This is a genomic window from Allobosea sp. 10L417, from assembly GCF_056395485.1.
This window is the reverse complement of sequence record NZ_JBFTJP010000001.1, coordinates 966,244-985,784: the sequence shown is the minus strand read 5'-3', so window position 1 is coordinate 985,784 and position 19,541 is coordinate 966,244. Positions and strand designations below refer to the sequence as shown.

At 67.0% G+C, this 19,541-nt stretch carries 22 protein-coding genes; 13 read left to right on the top strand and 9 right to left on the bottom strand.

The genetic code is table 11. The annotated features are described in order from the left end of the window. Positions 1–11: 11 nt before the first annotated feature. From AC1DE3_RS05030 to AC1DE3_RS05020, 3 genes are read left to right on the top strand one after another with little or no spacing between them, the layout of a single operon-like run. Positions 12–878: an IclR family transcriptional regulator gene (locus AC1DE3_RS05030; protein ID WP_476780314.1), complete on the top strand. Its 867-nt coding sequence runs from the start codon at positions 12–14 to the stop codon at positions 876–878. Further along, positions 875–2,509: an acyl-CoA synthetase gene (locus AC1DE3_RS05025; protein WP_476780315.1), complete on the top strand. Its 1,635-nt coding sequence runs from the start codon at positions 875–877 to the stop codon at positions 2,507–2,509. Before AC1DE3_RS05030 ends, AC1DE3_RS05025 begins: the two co-directional genes overlap by 4 nt. Beyond that, a complete protein-coding gene (locus tag AC1DE3_RS05020; protein ID WP_476780316.1) occupies positions 2,506–3,357 on the top strand; it encodes a PCC domain-containing protein in 852 nt (283 codons plus the stop codon). Before AC1DE3_RS05025 ends, AC1DE3_RS05020 begins: the two co-directional genes overlap by 4 nt. A 118-nt stretch (positions 3,358–3,475) precedes the next feature. On the opposite strand, the gene AC1DE3_RS05015 is transcribed toward AC1DE3_RS05020, so the two are convergent. Continuing rightward, positions 3,476–5,101, bottom strand: coding sequence for an acyl-CoA synthetase (locus tag AC1DE3_RS05015; protein WP_476852120.1), 1,626 nt, complete (start codon positions 5,099–5,101; stop codon positions 3,476–3,478). 118 nt (positions 5,102–5,219) lie between these two features. On the opposite strand from AC1DE3_RS05015, the gene AC1DE3_RS05010 reads away from it, so the two are divergent. Next, positions 5,220–6,116 (top strand): 3-keto-5-aminohexanoate cleavage protein, encoded by an 897-nt coding sequence (locus tag AC1DE3_RS05010; protein ID WP_476852119.1) that lies wholly within the window; start codon positions 5,220–5,222, stop codon positions 6,114–6,116. Between the two features lie 12 nt (positions 6,117–6,128). On the opposite strand, the gene AC1DE3_RS05005 is transcribed toward AC1DE3_RS05010, so the two are convergent. Beyond that, positions 6,129–6,503, bottom strand: coding sequence for a DUF4180 domain-containing protein (locus AC1DE3_RS05005; protein WP_476780319.1), 375 nt, complete (start codon positions 6,501–6,503; stop codon positions 6,129–6,131). A gap of 133 nt (positions 6,504–6,636) precedes the next feature. Here AC1DE3_RS05005 and AC1DE3_RS05000 point away from each other — a divergent pair, with 133 nt between their 5' ends. Then, entirely contained in the window at positions 6,637–8,007 is a 1,371-nt protein-coding gene (locus tag AC1DE3_RS05000) for an ABC1 kinase family protein (RefSeq protein WP_476852118.1), read from the top strand. Positions 8,008–8,135: 128 nt separating this feature from the next. Here AC1DE3_RS05000 and AC1DE3_RS04995 read toward each other — a convergent pair whose 3' ends face one another. Beyond that, complete coding sequence (locus AC1DE3_RS04995) at positions 8,136–8,360, bottom strand: hypothetical protein (RefSeq protein ID WP_476780321.1); 225 nt, start codon at positions 8,358–8,360, stop codon at positions 8,136–8,138. A 276-nt stretch (positions 8,361–8,636) separates the two neighbouring features. Here AC1DE3_RS04995 and AC1DE3_RS04990 point away from each other — a divergent pair, with 276 nt between their 5' ends. The 5 genes from AC1DE3_RS04990 (at position 8,637) to AC1DE3_RS04970 (ending at position 12,922) form a co-directional block, all read left to right on the top strand. Then, a complete protein-coding gene (locus AC1DE3_RS04990; protein ID WP_441510318.1) occupies positions 8,637–8,921 on the top strand; it encodes an aa3-type cytochrome c oxidase subunit IV in 285 nt (94 codons plus the stop codon). 36 nt (positions 8,922–8,957) lie between these two features. Further along, on the top strand, positions 8,958–10,097 hold the full coding sequence (locus tag AC1DE3_RS04985; RefSeq protein ID WP_476780322.1) for a Re/Si-specific NAD(P)(+) transhydrogenase subunit alpha: 1,140 nt from the start codon (positions 8,958–8,960) through the stop codon (positions 10,095–10,097). Positions 10,098–10,114: 17 nt separating this feature from the next. Beyond that, on the top strand, positions 10,115–10,549 hold the full coding sequence (locus AC1DE3_RS04980) for an NAD(P) transhydrogenase subunit alpha part 2 (protein WP_441472943.1): 435 nt from the start codon (positions 10,115–10,117) through the stop codon (positions 10,547–10,549). A gap of 3 nt (positions 10,550–10,552) precedes the next feature. Then, positions 10,553–11,959: an NAD(P)(+) transhydrogenase (Re/Si-specific) subunit beta gene (locus tag AC1DE3_RS04975; protein WP_441510316.1), complete on the top strand. Its 1,407-nt coding sequence runs from the start codon at positions 10,553–10,555 to the stop codon at positions 11,957–11,959. Between the two features lie 81 nt (positions 11,960–12,040). Continuing rightward, complete coding sequence (locus AC1DE3_RS04970; RefSeq protein ID WP_476780323.1) at positions 12,041–12,922, top strand: alpha/beta hydrolase; 882 nt, start codon at positions 12,041–12,043, stop codon at positions 12,920–12,922. Here the strand turns inward: AC1DE3_RS04970 and AC1DE3_RS04965 are convergent, their stop codons facing one another. From AC1DE3_RS04965 to AC1DE3_RS04945, 5 genes are all read right to left on the bottom strand, one after another. Further along, the gene (locus AC1DE3_RS04965) at positions 12,923–13,771 is read right to left on the bottom strand and encodes a tetratricopeptide repeat protein (protein ID WP_476780324.1); all 849 of its coding nucleotides are present in this window, start codon (positions 13,769–13,771) and stop codon (positions 12,923–12,925) included. Positions 13,772–14,016: 245 nt separating this feature from the next. Further along, positions 14,017–14,250 carry a 30S ribosomal protein S21 gene (gene rpsU, locus AC1DE3_RS04960; protein ID WP_038359685.1) on the bottom strand — a complete coding sequence of 78 codons (234 nt, stop codon included), beginning with the start codon at positions 14,248–14,250 and terminating at the stop codon, positions 14,017–14,019. Positions 14,251–14,419: 169 nt separating this feature from the next. After that, on the bottom strand, positions 14,420–15,520 hold the full coding sequence (locus AC1DE3_RS04955) for a 5-(carboxyamino)imidazole ribonucleotide synthase (RefSeq protein ID WP_476780325.1): 1,101 nt from the start codon (positions 15,518–15,520) through the stop codon (positions 14,420–14,422). After that, positions 15,517–16,017 carry a 5-(carboxyamino)imidazole ribonucleotide mutase gene (purE, locus tag AC1DE3_RS04950; protein WP_476780326.1) on the bottom strand — a complete coding sequence of 167 codons (501 nt, stop codon included), beginning with the start codon at positions 16,015–16,017 and terminating at the stop codon, positions 15,517–15,519. Before purE ends, AC1DE3_RS04955 begins: the two co-directional genes overlap by 4 nt. Before the next feature lie 103 nt (positions 16,018–16,120). Continuing rightward, entirely contained in the window at positions 16,121–16,345 is a 225-nt protein-coding gene (locus AC1DE3_RS04945) for a YdcH family protein (protein WP_476780327.1), read from the bottom strand. Between the two features lie 223 nt (positions 16,346–16,568). On the opposite strand from AC1DE3_RS04945, the gene AC1DE3_RS04940 reads away from it, so the two are divergent. The 3 genes from AC1DE3_RS04940 (at position 16,569) to AC1DE3_RS04930 (ending at position 17,761) form a co-directional block, all read left to right on the top strand. After that, positions 16,569–16,757 (top strand): YdcH family protein, encoded by a 189-nt coding sequence (locus AC1DE3_RS04940; protein ID WP_441472935.1) that lies wholly within the window; start codon positions 16,569–16,571, stop codon positions 16,755–16,757. Positions 16,758–16,958: 201 nt separating this feature from the next. Further along, positions 16,959–17,219 (top strand): GlsB/YeaQ/YmgE family stress response membrane protein, encoded by a 261-nt coding sequence (locus tag AC1DE3_RS04935; protein WP_441472934.1) that lies wholly within the window; start codon positions 16,959–16,961, stop codon positions 17,217–17,219. A gap of 74 nt (positions 17,220–17,293) precedes the next feature. Next, positions 17,294–17,761: a YidB family protein gene (locus AC1DE3_RS04930; RefSeq protein ID WP_476852262.1), complete on the top strand. Its 468-nt coding sequence runs from the start codon at positions 17,294–17,296 to the stop codon at positions 17,759–17,761. A gap of 23 nt (positions 17,762–17,784) precedes the next feature. Here AC1DE3_RS04930 and AC1DE3_RS04925 read toward each other — a convergent pair whose 3' ends face one another. Then, positions 17,785–19,413, bottom strand: coding sequence for an acyl-CoA synthetase (locus tag AC1DE3_RS04925; protein WP_476780328.1), 1,629 nt, complete (start codon positions 19,411–19,413; stop codon positions 17,785–17,787). Positions 19,414–19,541: the final 128 nt, after the last annotated feature.

Sequence of the window (19,541 nt, the reverse complement as noted above, 5' to 3'; positions counted from 1 at the left end):
TGGAGGAGTGCTTGCCGCAGAGTTCCGCGCAGGAAGCCGGCCTGTCCGGCTCGCAGAGCGTCGACCGCGCGCTCGGGCTGCTCTCGCTGATCGGGCGGGAGCCGGCCGAGGGGCTGCCGCTTGGCGAGATCGTCTCCGGCAGCGGGCTCAACAAGCCGACGACACGCCGGCTGCTGCTCGCGCTGATGCGGGCCGGGCTCGTCGAGCAGGAACCGCAGACGCGGCGCTATTGCCTGGGCGAGGAGGCCTTCGTGCTGGGCGTGCTGGCAGCGCGCCGCCACGGCCTGCTCGAACTGGCGATGGACAGCCTGCGCCGACTTTCGGGCGAGACGCAGGATACGAGCTTCCTGACTGTCCGGCGCGAAAGCTACGCGATCTGCCTGCACCGCGAGGAGGGGACCTACCCGGTGCGGACTCATGCGCTCCAGACCGGGGACCAGCATCCGCTCGGCGTCGGCGCCGGCTCCCTCGCATTGTTCGCAGCACTGCCGGACGACGATGTGGACCGCGTCATCGCCGCCAACGAGCCGGCGTTGCTGGCGCGCTATCCCGGCTTTGCGCCGGATGCGATGAGGGTCGATATCGCCGAGACCCGCGAGCGCGGGTTCTCGCTCAACCCAGGCCGCCTCGTCGCCAGCTCCTGGGGCATCGGGCGTGCCTTCCGCTATCCGGATGGGCGCGTGGCGGGGGCCTTCTCGATCGCCGCAATCGACAGCCGGATGGTGCCGGCCCGGCAGGCCGAGCTTTCGCGGCTGCTGGCGCGCGAAGGCGCCCGCATAGAGGCGCTGCTCGCGCAGATGTTCGTTTCCAAACAGGGCGGCAAGCCCATTGTCGCGGCTGTGCCGCGCCCCATCGAGACAGGGAGAGCCGCAAGATGAGCTCCGCAACCGCAGCCCCCGTCGGAGGCGTCGTGCCGATGACGCGGCGGGTGATGAACCTCGCCCATATCGTGACGCAGAATGCGCGGCGTCTGCCCGCGCATCCCGCCTTCATCTGGGGCGACAGGACGCTGGACTGGGCCGAGATCGATGCGCAGGTTTCGGCGCTGGCGGCGGGGCTAAAGGCGCGCGGCATCGGCAAGGGCGACCGCGTGCTCGTCCATTCCAAGAACTGCGACGCGATGTTCGTCTCGATGTTCGCGACCTTCCGGCTCGGCGCCGTCTGGGTGCCCACGAATTTCCGCCTTCTGCCGGACGAGGTTGCCTACCTCGCCACGGCCTCCGGCGCGAAAGGCTTTCTCTGCCATGGCGACTTCCCGGAGCACGCGGCGGCCGTCGCGGCTGCGAAGCCCTCGCCCGAGTTCACATGGCGGATCGGGGAGGGGGCCTTCGGCGAGGACGAGGTCGGCGCGGTCATCGCGCGCCATCGCGGCGAGAAGGTCGAGAACGCCGCGGTCGAGCATGACGATCCCTGCTGGTTCTTCTTCACCTCCGGCACGACCGGCCGTTCCAAGGCCGCGGTGCTGACCCATGGCCAGATGGGCTTCGTCATCACCAACCATCTCTGCGACCTCGTGCCGGGCTCGACCGAGAAGGATGCCTCGCTGGTGGTGGCGCCGCTCTCGCATGGGGCGGGCGTGCACCAGCTGGTGATGTCGGCGCGCGGCGCGACCTCGATCCTGCTGTCGACCGAGCGCTTCGACATCGACGAGGCCTACCGGCTGATCGCCAAGCACCGCGTCAGCAACATCTTCACCGTGCCGACGATCCTGAAGATGCTGGTCGAGCATCCCGCCGCCGACAGCCACGATCATTCGAGCCTGCGCTACATCATCTATGCGGGTGCGCCGATGTATCGCGAGGATCAGAAAGCGGCGCTGAAAAAGCTCGGCAAGGTGATCGTGCAGTATTTCGGGCTGGGCGAGGTCACCGGCAACATCACCGTGCTGCCGCCGACCCTGCATGAGCCGGAGGACGGACCGCATGCGCGCATCGGCACCTGCGGCTTCGAGCGCACCGGCATGCAGGTCCGGATCCAGGACGAGAACGGGAAAGAGGTCGGGTCAGGCGTGCAGGGCGAGATCTGCGTGATCGGGCCTGCCGTCTTCGCCGGCTATTACGACAACCCGGAAGCCAATGCGAAATCCTTCCGCGATGGCTGGTTCCGCACCGGCGATCTCGGCCATATGGACGAGCAGGGCTTCGTCTATATCACCGGCCGGGCCTCGGACATGTACATCTCCGGCGGCTCGAACATCTATCCACGCGAGATCGAGGAGAAGATCCTGACCCATCCGGCGATCGCCGAGGTCGCGGTGCTCGGCGTGCCCGATCCGGTCTGGGGCGAGATCGGCATCGCGGTCTGCGTTGCCAGGCGGGGACAAAGCGCGACGGAAGCCGAGATCGCGGATTTCCTCGGGCCGAAGATCGCCCGCTACAAGATGCCGAAGCGCTTCCTGTTCTGGGAGGCACTGCCGAAATCGGGCTATGGCAAGGTGCCCAAGCGCCTCGTCAAGGACGAGCTGGAGAAGCGCGGCGAGCTCGACTTCCTGAAGGGGAAGGCGTCGTGAGGCGTATCCAGCAGCCCGGCACCGGCACGCCCGAGCGCATCCAGTGGGTGGAATGCAACGGGCGTGCTTTTTCGCTGACGCTGCCCGCCGATGTGCCGTTGCTGGAGGCGGTGAGGAGCGGCTTCGCGGCAGAGGGTTTCGTCTCGGGCGTGGTGAAGCTCGACGGGCTCAGGCTCTTGCCCTTCGCCTATGTCATGCCGGCGCTGTCGAAGACGCCTGAGCATGCCGCTTTCTACAGCGACACTTTCCGCCCGGCGGGCGGAGCACGGCTCGAAGTCGGCGCGATGACCTTCGGCCGGCGCGACGGGGCGCCGTTCTTCCATGCTCATGCCTTGTGGGTGGAGGGCGACGGCAAGCGCAGCGGCGGCCATATCCTGCCGGACGAGACGATTGTGGCCGAGACGATCACGGTGCAAGCGGTTGGTCTCGATGGTGCGGTTTTCACGGCCGAGCCGGACAACGAGACCCATTTCAAGCTGTTCGGCCCGGTGTCGGTGCCAGCGGACGCGACGGAAGCAGGGCGCTTCTTCGCGCTGCGCGTGAAGCCGAACGTCGATTTCTGCGAAGCGCTCGAAGCGTTCTGCGCCGAGCGAGGCATCCGCAAGGCGGTGATTCATGGCGGCGTCGGCTCGACCATCGGGGCGCGGTTCACGGATGGCGGGGCGGTCGAGAATTTTGCGACCGAGGTTGCGATCACGGAAGGGCGGATGGCGCGTGGCGCGAATGGATTCGAAGCGGCGATCGATGTCGCGCTGGTCGATTATAGCGGCGCGCTGGCGAGCGGCCGGCTGCAACGCGGCGACAACCCGGTGCTGATGACTTTCGAGCTGGTGCTGGAGGCGGTTTGAACCGCCGCGTCATTCTCGGGCGGAGCGCAGCGCAGACCCGAGAATCTCTTGCCGGATGAGCGCGGGAGCCTTTGTTTGGACGAGATGCTCGGGTCAAGCCCGAGCATGACGGCGGTGGTTAGCCTCTCCGCTGCTTCTCGATTTCCCGATTGCGCAAATCCTTGCGCATGATCTTGCCGGTCGCGGTCAGCGGCAGCTCCGTCACGAACTCGACCTCGCGCGGGTACTGATAGGCAGCCAGCCGGTCGCGCAGGAAGGCCTGGATCTCGGCTGCGAGCGCGGGCGAGGGCGTCACATCCGGCTTCGGCAGCACGAACGCCTTGACGATCTCGGCGCGGACGGGATCGGGCACGCCGACGACCGCGACCATCAGCACGGCGGGATGGCGGATGATGCAGTCCTCGATGTCGCCCGGCCCGATGCGGTAGGAGCCCGACGAGATGATGTCATCGTCGCGGCCCTGGAACCAGAAATAACCGTCATCGTCGCGCGCTCCGGTGTCGCCGGTGACGAGCCAGTCGCCGATGAACTTCGCCGCCGTGGCCTCGGGCTGGTTCCAGTATTCCAGCATCATCACGGGATCGGGCCTGTTGACGGCGATCAGCCCCGGCTCGCCATCAGGCAATTCCCGGCCTTCGGGAGAGATCACTGCGACGTGGTGGCCGGGCACGGCGCGGCCCATCGAGCCCGGCTTCACCGGGTAGAGGCCTGCGCAGTTGGCGACGAGCAGGTTCGCTTCGGTCTGGCCGTAGAACTCGTTGACCGGGAAGCCGAAGGTCTCGCGGCTCCAGTCGAGCATGTCGGCGCCGAGCGTTTCTCCGCCCGTGCCGATCGAGCGCATGGCATAGCCGAAGCGCTGGGGATTGCTGACCTGCCGCATCAGCTTGAGCGCGGTCGGCGGCAGGAAGGCGTTGCGCACCTTGTGCCGCGCCATCAGCGCGAAGGCGGCCTCGGGGTCGAATTTGCGGGCGCGGGAGGCGAGCACTGGCACGCCGCAATAGAGGCTGGGCAAGAGGACATCGAGCAGGCCGCCGATCCAGGCCCAGTCGGCCGGAGTCCAGAACAGGTCACGCGCCTGCGGGAAGAATTCCTGCGGCATCTGCACGCCCGGCAGATGGCCGAGCAGAACGCGGTGGGCGTGCAGCGCGCCCTTCGGCTTTCCCGTCGTGCCGGAGGTGTAGATGATCACGGCCGGATCGTCGGCGCGGGTGTTCGCCGCGACATAGCTGTCGGAGGCCTTGGCCATCTCCGCCTCGAAATCGAGATGGCCGGCGCCGCCGACGACGAAGATCTTGCGCAGGTTCGGCAGCGCGTCGCGGATCGCCTCGAACTTGCCGATGTTCTCGATGTCGGTGACGAGGACGCTCGCGCCGCTATGGCCGAGGCGGTGCTCCAGCGCCTCGGGCCCGAACTGGATGAAGAGCGGCAGCGCGATGGCACCGCGCTTGTAGGTGCCGAGATGGGCGATCGCGGTCTGCGGCGATTGCGGCAGCAGGATTCCGACGCGCTCGCCCGGCCCGATGTCGTGATGCGCGAGCATATTGGCGAAGCGGTTCGAGGCGCGGGCGAGATCGTCGAAGGAGAGCGTCGCGACCCGGCCAGCCTCTTCCTCGAAGATCAGCGCCGGACGGCCTGAGCCGTCGGCATGGGCGTCCGAGCAGGCGGTGCCGATGTTGAAGCGCTCCGGGATGCGCCAGACGAAGCGGCGCAGCGTGTCGTCATAGCTCGTGCCGCGTTCCAGCAAGGGGCGCGCTCCGGTAGTTTCATGCTTCTGCGTCGATCCTGCCCAGTCTGCAGGCGAGCTGGCAAGCCGGGTCAGCGCAGCTTACCGTCTGCGCAAAACCGCTTGGGGGAGAATTGCGATGAGCAGACCGATCTGGATCGAAGCTGCGATCAACGGGCCCTGGGGCAGGGAGCGCCAACCGGGCATCCCCATCGCCATTCCCGATATCGTCGCCGACGGCATCGCTGCGGCCGAGGCGGGAGCGGCGATCGTCCACCTCCACGTCTACGACGTCGCCACCGGCCGGCAGCGCGACGACTGGCAGCTCTATGCACGGGCGATCGAGGGGATCCGCGCCAAGGTCGATACCATCGTCTATCCGACCATTCCCATCCTCGGTTCCGGCTATGCCGGCGACATGCACGGCTCCGGGCGCTACACCCATCTCGAGGAGCTGGCGAAGCGTGGCCTCGTCGAATGGGGCGTGCTCGATCCCGGCTCCTGCAACTGGACGACCTTCGCCGGCATTCCGCAGGGCGAGGCCGGCTTCATCTACCAGAATCCCGGCGAGCATATCCGCGAGGGGATGGAGGTGGCGCAGCGCCACAAGGTCCACCCGAGCTATGCGATCTACGAGCCGGGCTTCACGCGACTGGGCGCGGCGCTCGCCAAGGCCTATCCGGGCATGCCTTGCCCGATTTACCGCCTGATGTTCTCGGACGCTTTCGCCTGGGGCTTCCCTCCGCGCGAATGGGCGCTGGACGCGCATCTCAAGCTGTTGGCGGAGGATGCTCCCGACGCCCCGGTGATGATTGCCGGGCTCGGCGTCGATTTGTCGGAGCTGATCGCGCCCGCCGTTGCGCGCGGCGTCCATGTCCGCGGCGGGCTGGAGGATGCGCCCTTCGGCGAGACGCGCGGCAATGGGGCTGTAATCGCCGATCTCGTCCGCAAGGTCGAGGCGGCGGGAGGCCGCCCGGCTGGTGTTGCCGAGGTGCGCGCCGATCTCGCCGCGCGTGACGCGGTGGCCGGCACCTGATGGCCTCGATCGCTAAGCGGCGGTTTCGGTTTCGAGCCGGGCGCGCAGCTGATCGATGTCCGGGACGAACCACAGCGCTGGGCCGTCATTGGCCTCGCGCACGAAATCGCGCAGGGCGCCGCTGCCCTCGAGGGCCGCGCTGATGTCGCCGACGATCGCGCAGCGCAGGCGATAATTCGCGAATTTCTGGAAGATCTCGCCGCCGACGCGCGTGCGCAGGTTCAGCACATCCGGGCCGAGCCGCTCGATCGGGATCGCGAGCAGGTCGGCGCTGACGGACCAGGCCTCGCCGATGAAGTCGTTGGAGTCGCCTGGGCTGGCCAGGAGCGGGCCAGTGCTGGCGAAGAGGAGGACGCGGGTGCCGCCGATTTCGATCAGTCTAGACATGGTTTCCTGCCTAATGGCGCCTGTTGCGGCTGACAAGCCGAGCTCTCCTCCGCCTTACCGCCAAGCTGCCGCATTGGAATGACGGCGACGGCGTCTTAAATGCTGGGGATGACCGATCCGCGAAAGCGAGCCGATGTCCGAACGCGATAGCGAAGCCAATCGACTTTCCGCCCGTGCCGCGCGCTATGCCCGCGTCGGCGCCAATGTCGGCGGGGTGGCGGCGCGGATCGCCGGCGCCCGGCTCTTCGGCGTGGAGGGCCGCGATGCCTCGAATGCGGAGGCGTTGGCCAAGGCGCTCGGCGGGCTGAAGGGCCCGATCATGAAGGTGGCGCAGCTGATCGCCACCATCCCCGACGTCGTGCCACCGGAATATGCCGCCGAACTGCAGAAGCTGCAGTCGCAGGCGCCGCCGATGGGGGCGGCGTTCGTCAAGCGCCGGATGATGGCCGAGCTCGGCCCGCAATGGCGCGAGCGCTTCGGCGAGTTCGACCTGAAGCCGGCAGCGGCGGCGTCGCTTGGCCAGGTGCATCGCGCGACGACGCTGGGCGGCGCGCCGCTGGCCTGCAAGCTGCAATATCCCGACATGGAATCGGCCGTCGAGGCCGATATCGCGCAGCTTGAGGTGCTGTTCGCGCTGCACCGGCGCATGGGCGCCGTGATCGATACCAGCGAGATCGCCAAGGAAATCGGTGCCCGCGTCCGCGAGGAGCTCGACTATCGCCGCGAGGCCCGGCACATCGCGCTCTATCGGGCGATCCTCGCGGATACGCCGGAGGTGCGCGTTCCGGCGGTCGAGGCGGGGCTCTCGACCCGGCGCCTGCTGACCATGCACTGGCTCGACGGCAGCCCGATCCTCTCGCACAAGCAGGACGGGCAGGCGGCGCGCGACCGCATCTCGACGGCGATGTTCAAGGCCTGGTGGCGGCCCTTCAGCCATCACGGCGTGATCCATGGCGATCCGCATCTCGGGAACTACACGGTGTTTTCGGAGGCCGGCGAGCCTGATGGCATCAACCTGCTCGATTATGGCTGTATCCGCATCTTTCCGACGTCCTTCGTCGGCGGCGTGGTCGATCTCTATCAGGGGCTGCGCGACGGCGAGGAGGCGCGGGTCGTCCATGCCTATGAGACCTGGGGCTTCCAGGGGCTGACCAAGGATCTCGTCGACACGCTCAACATCTGGGCGCGCTTCATCTACGGGCCGCTGCTGGAAGACCGGACGCGGCGCATTGCGGAGGATGTCAGCCCGGCCGAATATGGCCGCAAGCAGGCCTTCCAGGTGCATCAGGCGCTGAAGCGGCGCGGGCCGGTGACGGTGCCGCGCGAGTTCGTCTTTATGGACCGCGCAGCGATCGGGCTCGGCGGCGTCTTCCTGCATCTCGATGCCGAGCTCAATTTCCACCGGCTGTTCGAGGCGGAGATCGAGGGATTCTCCGTGGAGCGCGTCACGGAACGACAGGGGGCGGCACTTACGGCTGCGGGGCTTTCAGCGCCAAGCGCTTAGAGCGTGCTGGGCTGACGCGGAAACACGGCGTCGTCCCGGCTCTCCACTCGCTGCCGCCGGGATGACCCGCGCGGTTGCTTGCCTAGTCGGTACCTCCTAGCCCGGCTGTGTGCTCCGGGGGCGTTGGCTCAATCGCCGCCGCCACCGCCGTCCCCGCCGCCGCCGCCGTCGAACCAACCTGATCCTCCGTCGCCGCCAGCCGGGCCGGTGTCGCGACGCCAGGCCGCGATCTCTTCGTCGTCGCGCTTGGTCTGCTCGCGTGCCTCGGCAAACCAGCGCTTCGCCTTCTCGCGCAGGGCGGGGTCGAGCGCGGAGGGATCGTCCCGGTCGGCGACCTTCTGCGGATCCTTCACAACAAGAGTCTCCATCTCATTGCGGGGATTTTAGCCGACGCCGAAGGAATCGTCTCCGGCCCGGGCGAAACGATGTTAACGGCGACCATGCGCTGTGGCTGCCGGGGCATGTGATTAGCGGTTTAAATCGATTAAAATGAGTTGATCCGGTTGATATAGCCTGTTCTTGTGCAAGCGGCCCGCGCATTTCGCGTGCGCGGTGCGGTGCCGCGTTGCCCGTGCGTCGCGGGTGCGCTACAGGCATAAAGAGACTGTGTCTTTTTCAGGATCGAGACCATGGCCGACCACGCCCAGCATGCCGACATCCCCGCGATGGATTACGAGGAGCATGAGAGCACCTATACCGGCTTCGTGCACTTCGCCGAGGTCGGCACCGTCGCCTGCCTCGCGATCGTCGCGGCGCTCGCGGTCGGCGGCACCAAGCATGCCTGGGGCACCGCACTGATCGGTACGATTCTTGCGGTCATCGGCACCGGCATCGGCATTGCAGCTCCCTCGATCTCCTGGCGCGCACCGGTCGTCGCGCTGGTCCTGATGCTGCTCGCGCTCCTGCTGCTCTGACCGTCTTCCCATAACGCCGGAAAGGCCTGCCCCACCATGCGCATTGCTGTCCCAGCCGAAACGCAAGGGGCGGAAACCCGCGTCGCCGCGACGCCGGAGACCGTCCGCAAGTTCAGAGGCCTCCGCGCCGAGGTGGTGATCGAGGCGGGGGCGGGCAAAACCTCAGGCATTCCCGATGCGGAGTATGAGGCAGCGGGAGCGACCATCGCCAAGACGGCCACGGAGGCGCTGAACGGCGCCGACATCGTGCTGAAGGTGCGGCGCCCATCCGAGGCCGAGATCGCCGGGCTGCCGGCGGGCGCGCTCGTCATCGCGACGATGGACCCCTACGGCAATGAGGCGCAGGTCGAGGCGCTGGCCAAGGCCAAGGTCGCTGCCTTCGCCATGGAGTTCATGCCGCGGATCACCCGCGCCCAGGTGATGGACGTGCTGTCGTCGCAGGCGAACCTTGCCGGCTATCGCGCCGTGATCGACGGCGCGGCAGAATATGGCCGGGCGCTGCCGATGATGATGACGGCGGCGGGCACCGTGCCGGCCGCGAAGATCTTCATTATGGGCGTCGGCGTCGCGGGCCTGCAGGCGATCGCGACCGCGCGCCGCCTCGGCGCCATCGTGACCGCCACCGACGTGCGCCCCGCGACCAAGGAACAGGTCGAATCGCTCGGCGCCAAGTTTCTCGCCGTCGAGGACGAGGAGTTCAAGCAGGCGCAGACTGCCGGCGGCTACGCCAAGGAGATGTCCAAGGAGTATCAGGCGAAGCAGGCTGAGCTGACCGCCAGCCACATCGCCAAGCAGGACATCGTCATCACCACTGCGCTGATCCCGGGCCGCCCGGCGCCCAAGCTGATCTCGGCGGCGATGGTCGAGAGCATGAAGCCCGGGTCCGTGATCGTCGACCTCGCGGTCGAGCGCGGCGGCAATTGCGAGCTGGCCAAGCCCGGCGAGGTCGTGACGACGGAGAACGGCGTCAAGATCGTCGGCCACCTCAACGTTCCCGGACGCCTGCCGGCCACGTCGTCCTCGCTCTACGCCAAGAACCTCTTCGCTTTTGTCGAGACGCTGATCGACAAGGCCGAGAAGAAGCTCGCGGTGAACTGGGACGACGAGCTGGTGAAAGCAACCGCCCTGACGAAGGACGGCGCCGTCATCCATCCGAATTTCGCGCCGAAGGCCTGAGCGAAGGAATTCCGACCATGGCAACTCCCTCTCCCGAGCAGGCTCTTGAACAGGCGCGCAACGCGGCCGCTCTCGCCAAACAGGCGGCCGAGCTTGCAGAGCGCTATGCCGACCAGGCCGCCGCCGCCGCCAGCATCGCGACGGGCGGCGTCGATCCGACGGTGTTCCGCCTCGCCATCTTCGTGCTCGCCGTCTTCGTCGGCTACTACGTCGTCTGGTCGGTGACGCCGGCGCTGCACACGCCGCTGATGTCGGTCACCAACGCGATCTCCTCGGTCATCGTCGTTGGCGCCCTGCTGGCGGTCGGCGTCTCGGCGGCGGATGCGCTGGGAGACGGGCCGATCTGGGCCAAGCTCTTCGGCTTCATCGCGCTGATCCTGGCCTCGGTGAACATCTTCGGCGGCTTCCTMGTCACCGAGCGCATGCTCGCGATGTACAAGAAGAAGGGCTGACGCATGACTGCGAACCTCTCGGCCCTGCTCTACGTCGTCTCCGGCGTCCTCTTCATCATGGCCCTGCGCGGCCTGTCGCACCCGACGACCTCGCGCCAGGGCAACCGCTACGGCATGATCGGCATGGCCATCGCCATCGTCACGACCGTGCTGTTCTTCCCGCCTGCCGGCTTCTCCGGCTGGCTGCTGGTTGTCGTCGGCATCGCCATCGGCGGTGGCGTCGGCGCCTATATGGCGAAGCGCGTGCAGATGACGCAGATGCCGCAGCTCGTCGCCTTCTTCCACTCGCTGGTCGGCCTCGCCGCGGTGCTGGTGGCGGCGGCGGCGCTCTATGCGCCGGACGCCTTCGGCATCGGCCGCGCCGGCGCGATCCATGGCTCGAGCCTGTTCGAGATGGCGCTCGGCGTCGCGATCGGCGCGATCACTTTCACTGGCTCGATCATCGCCTTCCTCAAGCTCGACGGGCGCATGAGCGGCAAGCCGATCATGCTGCCGCAGCGCCATGGCATCAATATCGGCCTCGGCATCGCGCTGGTGGTGCTGCTCGCGGTCTTCATCAAGAGCGAGAGCCACGCGGTCTTCTGGCTGATCGTTGTGGTTTCGCTGGCGCTCGGCATCCTGCTGATCATCCCGATCGGCGGCGCCGACATGCCGGTCGTCGTCTCGATGCTGAACTCCTATTCCGGCTGGGCAGCTGCCGGCATCGGCTTCACGCTCGGCAACATGGCGCTGATCATCACCGGCGCGCTGGTCGGCTCGTCCGGCGCGATCCTGTCCTACATCATGTGCAAGGCGATGAACCGGAGCTTCATCTCGGTCATCCTCGGCGGCTTCGGCGGCGACGATGCCGCGGCCGGCGCTGGCGGCGCAGTCGAGGCGCGTCCGGTGAAGCAGGGCTCGGCCGACGACGCTGCCTACATCATGAAGAACGCCGGCAAGGTCATCATCGTGCCGGGCTACGGCATGGCGGTGGCGCAGGCTCAGCATACGCTGCGCGAGATGGCCGATCTGCTCAAGAAAGAAGGCGTCGAGGTCAAATACGCCATCCATCCGGTCGCCGGCCGCATGCCCGGCCACATGAACGTGCTGCTGGCCGAGGCGAACGTGCCTTATGACGAGGTCTTCGAGCTCGAGGACATCAACTCGGAATTCGGCCAGGCCGACGTCGCCTTCGTCATCGGCGCCAATGACGTAACCAATCCCGCCGCCAAGACCGACAAGGCCTCACCGATCTACGGCATGCCGATCCTCGACGTCGAGAAGGCCAAGACCGTGCTCTTCATCAAGCGTGGCATGGCGGCTGGCTATGCCGGCGTCGAGAACGAGCTGTTCTTCCGGCCCAACACGATGATGCTGTTCGGTGACGCCAAGAAGGTCACCGATGAGATCGTGAAGGCGCTGGCGCACTGAGATCAGGCGCCGCCGTCATCGGATTGCTGCAAAGGGCCGGCTTCATCGCCGGCCCTTTCGCTTTTCGCGGCCTGCCTCGTGATGCTCCTGCGGCTTGTGAAGTTCATCCTCGGCCTCGGCCTCGCCGGTTATCTCGGATTGCTTGGCTTGCTCTATGTCCAGCAGCGCGAGCTGATGTATCCGCGGGACCCCGTGCCGATGGACATCACCTCGGCCGGACTGGTCGCGGCTGAGGCGGCGACCATCGCGACGGCCGATGGCGAGCGGCTGATCGCCTGGATCGTGCCGCCGCGTGCCGGCAAGCCGGTCCTGCTCTACTTCCACGGCAATGCCGGCAATCTCGCACGGGCCGGCCGGGTGGCACGCTTCCGGGCGCTGACGGAGGATGGCACCGGACTCGTTGCGGTGAGCTATCGCGGCTATGGCGGCTCGACCGGCAGCCCCAGCGAAGACGGGTTGCTGCAGGATGCAAGGGCAGCCTATGGCGCTGCCGCAGACCGTTTCGGCACGGCGCGGCTCGTCGGCTACGGCGAGTCGCTGGGGAGCGGCGTGGTGCTGAAATTGGCCGCGGAGGTGCCGCTCAGTGCCATCGTGCTGGAGGCACCCTATCTCTCGACCGCCGCCGTCGCGCAGGAGCGCTATCCCTACGCCCCGGTCGGATCGTTCATGAAGGACCAATTCCGCTCGGACGAGGTCATAGGGCGGATCAAAGTGCCGCTGCTCATCATGCATGGCGAGCGGGACAAGATCATTCCCTTCACCCAGGGAAGGGCACTTTACGAACTCGCCAACCCGCCAAAGCGCTTCCTGCGCTTTCCCGATGGCGGGCACCAGGATCTGGCGCAATACGGCTCGCTTGCCGAGGTGCGACGCTTCTTCGCCGACGTCGCGGAAGGCAGGCTGGGTGGAGCTGAAACACGGATAGTGGGCGAGCCGGCCGCGAAGGCCGGCTCCGCGCCGTGATCAGCTGCGGAAGAAGCCGCCGCCGCCGAGACGGGACTGACCTGCGCGAGCCTGGGCGTTGTTGCCGTCGAGGCTGAGCGCACGCTGATAGGCCTCGGAGGCCTCGGTCTTCTTGCCGAGCTTTTCGAAGGCGAAACCGCGACCGGCCCAGGCATCGGCATTGCGATTGTCGACATTGAGCGCGGCGGTGAAATCCTCCAGCGCGGCGTCGTATTTGCCGAGCGCGTTCAGGCTCTGGCCGCGGGCGATATAGGGCGGCGCGGTGTAGGGGTTCCGGTCGATCACCGCATCGAAATCGGTGACCGCGTGCTGGTGCTGGCCTTCCTTCTGGTAGACGAGCCCGCGGGCGTGGAAGGCTTCGGCCGCTTCCGGATTGAGGCGGATCGCGGTGTTGAGGTCGGCGATGGCCTGCTGGCTGTTGCCCTGCTGGCGCAGCAGGTTGGCGCGGGCGACATAGGCCGGCCCATAATTCGGATTGGCGGTGGTGGCGCGGTTGAAATCAGCCAGCGCCGCGTCGTTGCGGCCGCTTTGGCGCAGCGCGAGGCCGCGATTGGTATAGGCGGAGGCGAGGTTCGGATCGAGCTGGACTGCCTTGGTGAAGTCCCCGATCGCGTCCGAGAAGCGGCCGACGCGGGCATAGGCCGCACCGCGAAGATTGTAGGCGCCGGGATCGTTCGGATTGCGGCTGATGACCTCTGTCAGCGAGCCGATATTGACGTTGGCATCGGCGGTATCGCGGGTGTCGAGCTCCGCGATGGCGGGCTGCGAGGAGAGGCTGGAAACGGTGTCGCATCCTGCGAGCGCAAGCGCCATGCCGGCTGCTGCCAGCCAATATCTGCCTCGGGTCATGCTCTGCCTCTTTGGTTCCGTGCTTCGCCTGCCGCGCGGCCTCCGCGCGGAAGGCTCATCCGGCACGAGGCCGGACACGGCGTCTCTGCGCTCCCCAACCGACAGCGCCTCGCGGAAGAGAACGCCTGAAACCCGCCAAAACTTGGTTAACGTGGCTGAAAAGCAAGAGCGCCCGGAGGGGGCTCCAGGCGCGTTTCACTATCGGCCCTGGGTCCTGGACGGCGCAATGGCCGCCCGGGAACCGATCAGGGGCGCTTCGGCTTCACCGGCGCGGGCAGGAGGCCTTCGCGCTGCAGCTTCTTGCGGACGAGCTTGCGGGCGCGGCGGACGGCCTCGGCCTTCTCACGCGCCTTCTTCTCGGAGGGCTTCTCGTAGTGACCGCGGAGCTTCATCTCACGGAAGATACCTTCGCGCTGCATCTTCTTCTTGAGAGCGCGGAGAGCCTGATCGACATTGTTGTCGCGAACGAGAACCTGCACGTGAAACGTCCGTCCTTAGCGGGTTGATCCAAAAATGAGGGCCGGCGACGGCACGAGGCGCATCGCTCGAAGTTTTGTGCCGATAGCAGAATTCATTTCGCCTGTCCACGCTCCAAACCCCTGAAAATCGGGGTTCGCGGCGGTTTAAGACCGGCGCTGCGCCGAATGCCTAGACACCGTCGCCGGTGATGCGCGTGACATGGCCCATCTTGCGGCCGGGGCGGGCGTCGCGCTTGCCGTAAAGATGCAGATGAGCGCCGGGCTCGGCGAGGATTTCGCGCCAGCGCAGCGCGGCATCCCCGATCAGATTCTCCATCTCGACATGGCCGCGGCGGGTGGCGGAGCCCAGCGGAAAGCCGCAGACGGCGCGGACATGCTGGTGAAACTGCGATGTCTCAGCGCCTTCGCTGGTCCAGTGCCCGGAGTTGTGGACGCGCGGGGCGATCTCGTTGACGACGACGCGCTCGCTGTCGCCCTCCTGCAGCACGAACATCTCGACGGCGAAGACGCCGACATAGCTCAGGGCCTCGCCGATGCGGCGTGCGGCATCGATGGCGGCGTCGGAAACTCCGGCGGAGAGATTCGCGGGGACGCGGGTGAAGGCGAGGATGTGGTCCCGGTGCTCGTTCTCGCAAACATCGAAGGCGGCGAAGGCGCCGTCGAGGCCGCGGGCCGCGACAACCGAGACCTCGCGGACGAAGGGCACGAAGCCTTCCAGGATCGCGGGAAAGCGGCCGATCGCTTCGTGGGCCTCGGCGAGATCGCTGCCGGGCGCGATCTTGACCTGGCCCTTGCCGTCATAGCCGAAACGCCGGGTCTTGAGCACACAGGGGCGCCCGAGTTCGGCGGCGGCAGCTTCCAGATCGGCCAGCGAATCGACGGCACGGAAGGGCGCGACGGGCAGGCCGAGATCCGCGACGAAGCTCTTCTCGGTAAGGCGGTCCTGCGTCACTGCGAGCGCGCGGGCGCCGGGATGCAGCGGGGTGCGGCCGGCGAGGAAGGCGGCGGTCGCGGCGGGAACGTTCTCGAACTCGTAAGTCACGACGTCGACCGCGGCGGCAAAGGCGGCGAGCGCGGCCTCGTCCTCATATTCGGCGACGGTGTGGCGGGCGGCGACGTCGAAAGCCGGGCTGTCCGTCTCCGGTGCGAAGATGTGGCAGCGGATGCCGAGATCGGCCGCGGCAAGCGCCATCATGCGGGCGAGCTGGCCGCCGCCGAGGATGCCGAGCATGGCACCCGGCGCAAGGCCGGTGGGAACGGGCGGGCTCATGCGTCCTCGCTGCTGGGGCGCTCGGCGATGGCGGCGCTCTGGCGGGCGCGATAGGCATCCAGCCGCTCGGCCAGCTTCGCGTCCGAAAGCGCGAGCACGGCAGCGGCGAGCAGGGCGGCATTGACGGCGCCGGCCCGGCCGATGGCGAGCGTGCCGACCGGGATGCCCGCCGGCATCTGCACGATGGAGAGCAGGCTGTCCTGCCCCGAGAGCGCCTTGGATTCGACGGGGACGCCGAAGACCGGCAGCGGCGTCAGCGACGCCGTCATGCCCGGCAGATGGGCGGCCCCGCCGGCACCGGCGATCACCACCTTGAAACCCTCGGCCTTGGCGCCCTTGGCGAAGGCGAACAGACGTTCCGGCGTGCGGTGAGCCGAGACGATGCGGGCGTCATAGGGAATGGCGAGCGCGTCGAGCGCTTCCGCTGCATGGCGCATCGTCGCCCAGTCGGACTGGCTGCCCATGATGATGGCGACGGGAGGGTTGGTCTCGGCCATGGAATGCGCTCAAGGCTCCGCCTACGGAAGCGCGCGATCTAGACCGTCCGGCGCCCGGTAAGCAAGGGCGAATCGGGTCTGCGCTGCCGGAAAAGGCATCGCGTCAGGCGATGATATCGGGCGTCAGCGCGTCCTCGATCTGAGCGATGCGGTCCTTCAGGTAAAGCTTGCGCTTCTTCAGCCGCTGCACCTGGATCTGATTGACCGAGCCGACCCGCTCCAGCGCGTCGATGGCGCTGTCGAGATCGCGGTGCTCCTCGCGCAGCCGCGCCAGCTCCGCGGTGAAGGTCTCGACCTCTTCCGGGCTGAGCTCGAATCCCATGGTCATCTCATCATCGCCGCACTTGGGCGCGACTATGCCTTCGTCGCCGCGCGCCCCGCAAGAGCGCGCGCTGCGGCACGAAGGCCGGACGGTCGTCCTATTCACGGCTTTCCGAGAAGGAGCAGGCAAAGATCACAGAATCTCATGAATGCCGTGTGACATCCCAGGGAAGACGTGAAGCCGGCTCTATGTAAGATTGAGACGTCAACCGCTCATCAGGAGGATCCAGATGTCGTTGCAAACCCGTCTTGCGGAACTTGAGCGCAAGCACCGTCAGCTCGAAGATGCGATCGCGCAGGCCGTGTTGAGCCCGTCCTCAAGCGACCTCAGCGTTGCCGAGCTGAAGCGGAAGAAGTTGCAACTGAAGGATGAGATCGAGCGCGTAAGGCAGACGATGCCGGTGCGCACCTTGCATTGAGGCCAGAGCGGGCGAGCCAGCCCGCCAAGGATTCGACGATTCCAGAGTTCGACGATGCGGATGAGCCGGCCCCCGAAAGGGGCCGGTTTTTTTGTCGATGCCGTCCTCGCACAGGGTCGTCAACAGGATGACGCAATCGCGCCGGAACATCTTGCTCAGTCAGCCGTTGAGGCCGGGCGTTCGTGCAAAGGGGAGGTAGCCTTGGGCATCGTCTGGACCATCATCATCGGCTTCATTGCCGGCGTCGTCGCCAAGTTCATCATGCCGGGATCGAACGAGCCTTCCGGGTTCGTGCTGACCACGATCCTCGGCATCGTCGGCGCCATCGTGGCGACCTATCTCGGCCAAGCGCTCGGCTGGTACGCGCCGGGCCAAGGCGCGGGGCTGATCGGCGCCGTCGTCGGCGCGATCGTCGTGCTCGTCATCTGGGGCGCCCTATCCGGCCGCAATCGTGCGGTCTGATCCACGCGTGCCTATTCCAGGACAGAGGAGTGATTGCCGTGAGTGACGACAACAGCAGCAGCGGCTTCCCGTCCATGACCGCCTTGCTCGGTCTTCTGGCCGTGGCGGGCTTCCAGAACCGCGACAAGATCGCCGAGTGGCTCGGCGGCCGCGGCCAGCCCGAGCCGGGACAGATTCCCTCGCCCGTGCCGCAACAAGGGCAGGCGCAGGCACAGCCGCAGGAGGGCGGCGGACTTCTCGGCGGCCTCGGCGGCTTGCGCGGGGCGGGCGGTGTCGGCGCGGTGCTCAACAACGGCCTGGGCGAACTGGTCGACCGCTTCAACCAGTCGGGGCAGGGCCAGAAGGCCGATTCCTGGGTGAGCCAGGGGCCGAACGAGCAGGTTGCGCCGAACGAGCTGGAACAGGCTCTCGGCCCGCAGGTCATCGATGCGATCGCCCGCCAGACCGGGCTGTCGCGCGACGATCTGCTGGCACGTCTGTCAAAGATCCTTCCAGAAGCAGTCGATCGCTACACCCCGGATGGTCGCCTGGGCCGCAGCTGACGCCGATCTACCGCGCGGGCCGGTCAGAGCGCCCGCGCCATTTCGCGAAGCCGGAATTTCTGGATCTTGCCGGTCGAGGTCTTCGGGACCTCGGCGAAAACGATCGTCCGCGGGCATTTGAACGAGGCGAGGTGCTCTTTGCACCAGGCGATGATCTCGGCCTCGGTCGCGGTCTGGCCCGGCTTCAGCTCGATGAAAGCGCAGGGCGTCTCGCCCCATTTCTCGTCCGGCTTGGCCACCACGGCCGCGGCCTGCACGGCTGGGTGCTTGTAGAGCGCGTCCTCGACCTCGATCGAGGAGATGTTCTCGCCGCCCGAGATGATGATGTCCTTGGAGCGGTCCTTGAGCTGGATGTAGCCGTCGGGATAACGCACGCCGAGGTCGCCGGTGTGGAACCAGCCCCCGGTGAAGGCGGCCCCGGTCGATTTCGAGTTCTTGAGATAGCCCTTCATCACGACATTGCCGCGCATCATCACCTCGCCGAGCGTCTGGCCGTCGCGCGGGACGGGCTGCATCGTCTCGGGATCGAGCACGTCGAGCCCTTCCAGCGCGGGGTAGCGAACGCCCTGGCGCGCCTTCTTGGCAGCCTGATCGGCGGGGGAGAGCGCGTCCCAATCGTCGTTCCATTCATTAACGACGGAAGGGCCGTAGCACTCGGTCAGCCCATAGAGATGCGTTACCTCGAATCCGGCCTGCTTCATCCCGGCGAGCACAGCCTCGGGCGGCGGCGCTGCGGCGGTGAAGAAGGACACCGTTTGCGGGAAGTCGCGGCGCTCTTCGGGCGTGGCGTTGAGCAGTGCCGACATGACGATCGGCGCGCCGCAGAGATGGGTGACGCCATGGTCGGCAAGCGCATCGTACATCGCCTTGGCGCGGACCTGCCGCAGGCAGACATGGGTGCCGGCGACGATCGAGATCGTCCAGGGGAAGCACCAGCCGTTGCAGTGGAACATCGGCAACGTCCAGAGATAGACCGGATGCCGGCCCATATTACCGGTGATGACGTTGGAGGTGGCGAGCAGGTTGGCGCCGCGGTGGTGATAGACCACGCCTTTCGGGTCGCCGGTGGTGCCGGAGGTGTAGTTGAGCGCGATGGCGTCCCATTCGTCTGACGGCATCTGCCAGGCGAAATCCGGGTCGCCGCCGGCAACAAAGTCCTCGTATTCGACGCTGCCCAGCCGTTCGCCGGGGCCGTCATAGACCGGGTCGTCATAGTCGATGACCAGCGGCTTCGCCTCGCAGAGCGCGAGCGCCTCCTTGATCGTTTTCGAGAACTCGCGGTCGCAGATCAGCACCTTGGCCTCGCCATGGTCGAGCGAGAAGGCGATGATCGCGGCGTCGAGCCTTGTGTTCAGCGTGTTGAGCACGGCGCCGGCCATCGGCACGCCGTAATGGCATTCGAGCATGGCCGGCGTGTTCGGCAGCATGGCCGCGACGGTATCGTTCTTGCCGATGCCATGCTTCGCCAGCGCGGAGGCAAGCCGGCGCGAGCGGGCATAGAACTCGGCATAGGAACGGCGCAGCGGGCCGTGGATGATCGCGGTGCGGCCCGGGAAGACCGCAGCGGCGCGCTCAAGAAAAGGAAGCGGCGTCAGCGGCTGGAAATTCGCCGGGTTGCGGTCGAGATCGGTGTCATAGGCCGAACGGGTCATCGGAAAGCCTTCCACGCAAGCGCGCCAGACTTAGCGGCTGGAGCGCCTTTGCGTAATCCATCCCTTTTTCCGATGCGGCGCAATCGCGCGGATCGGGGCGGCACGTTGCAAGCCCTCGTCCTTCGAGA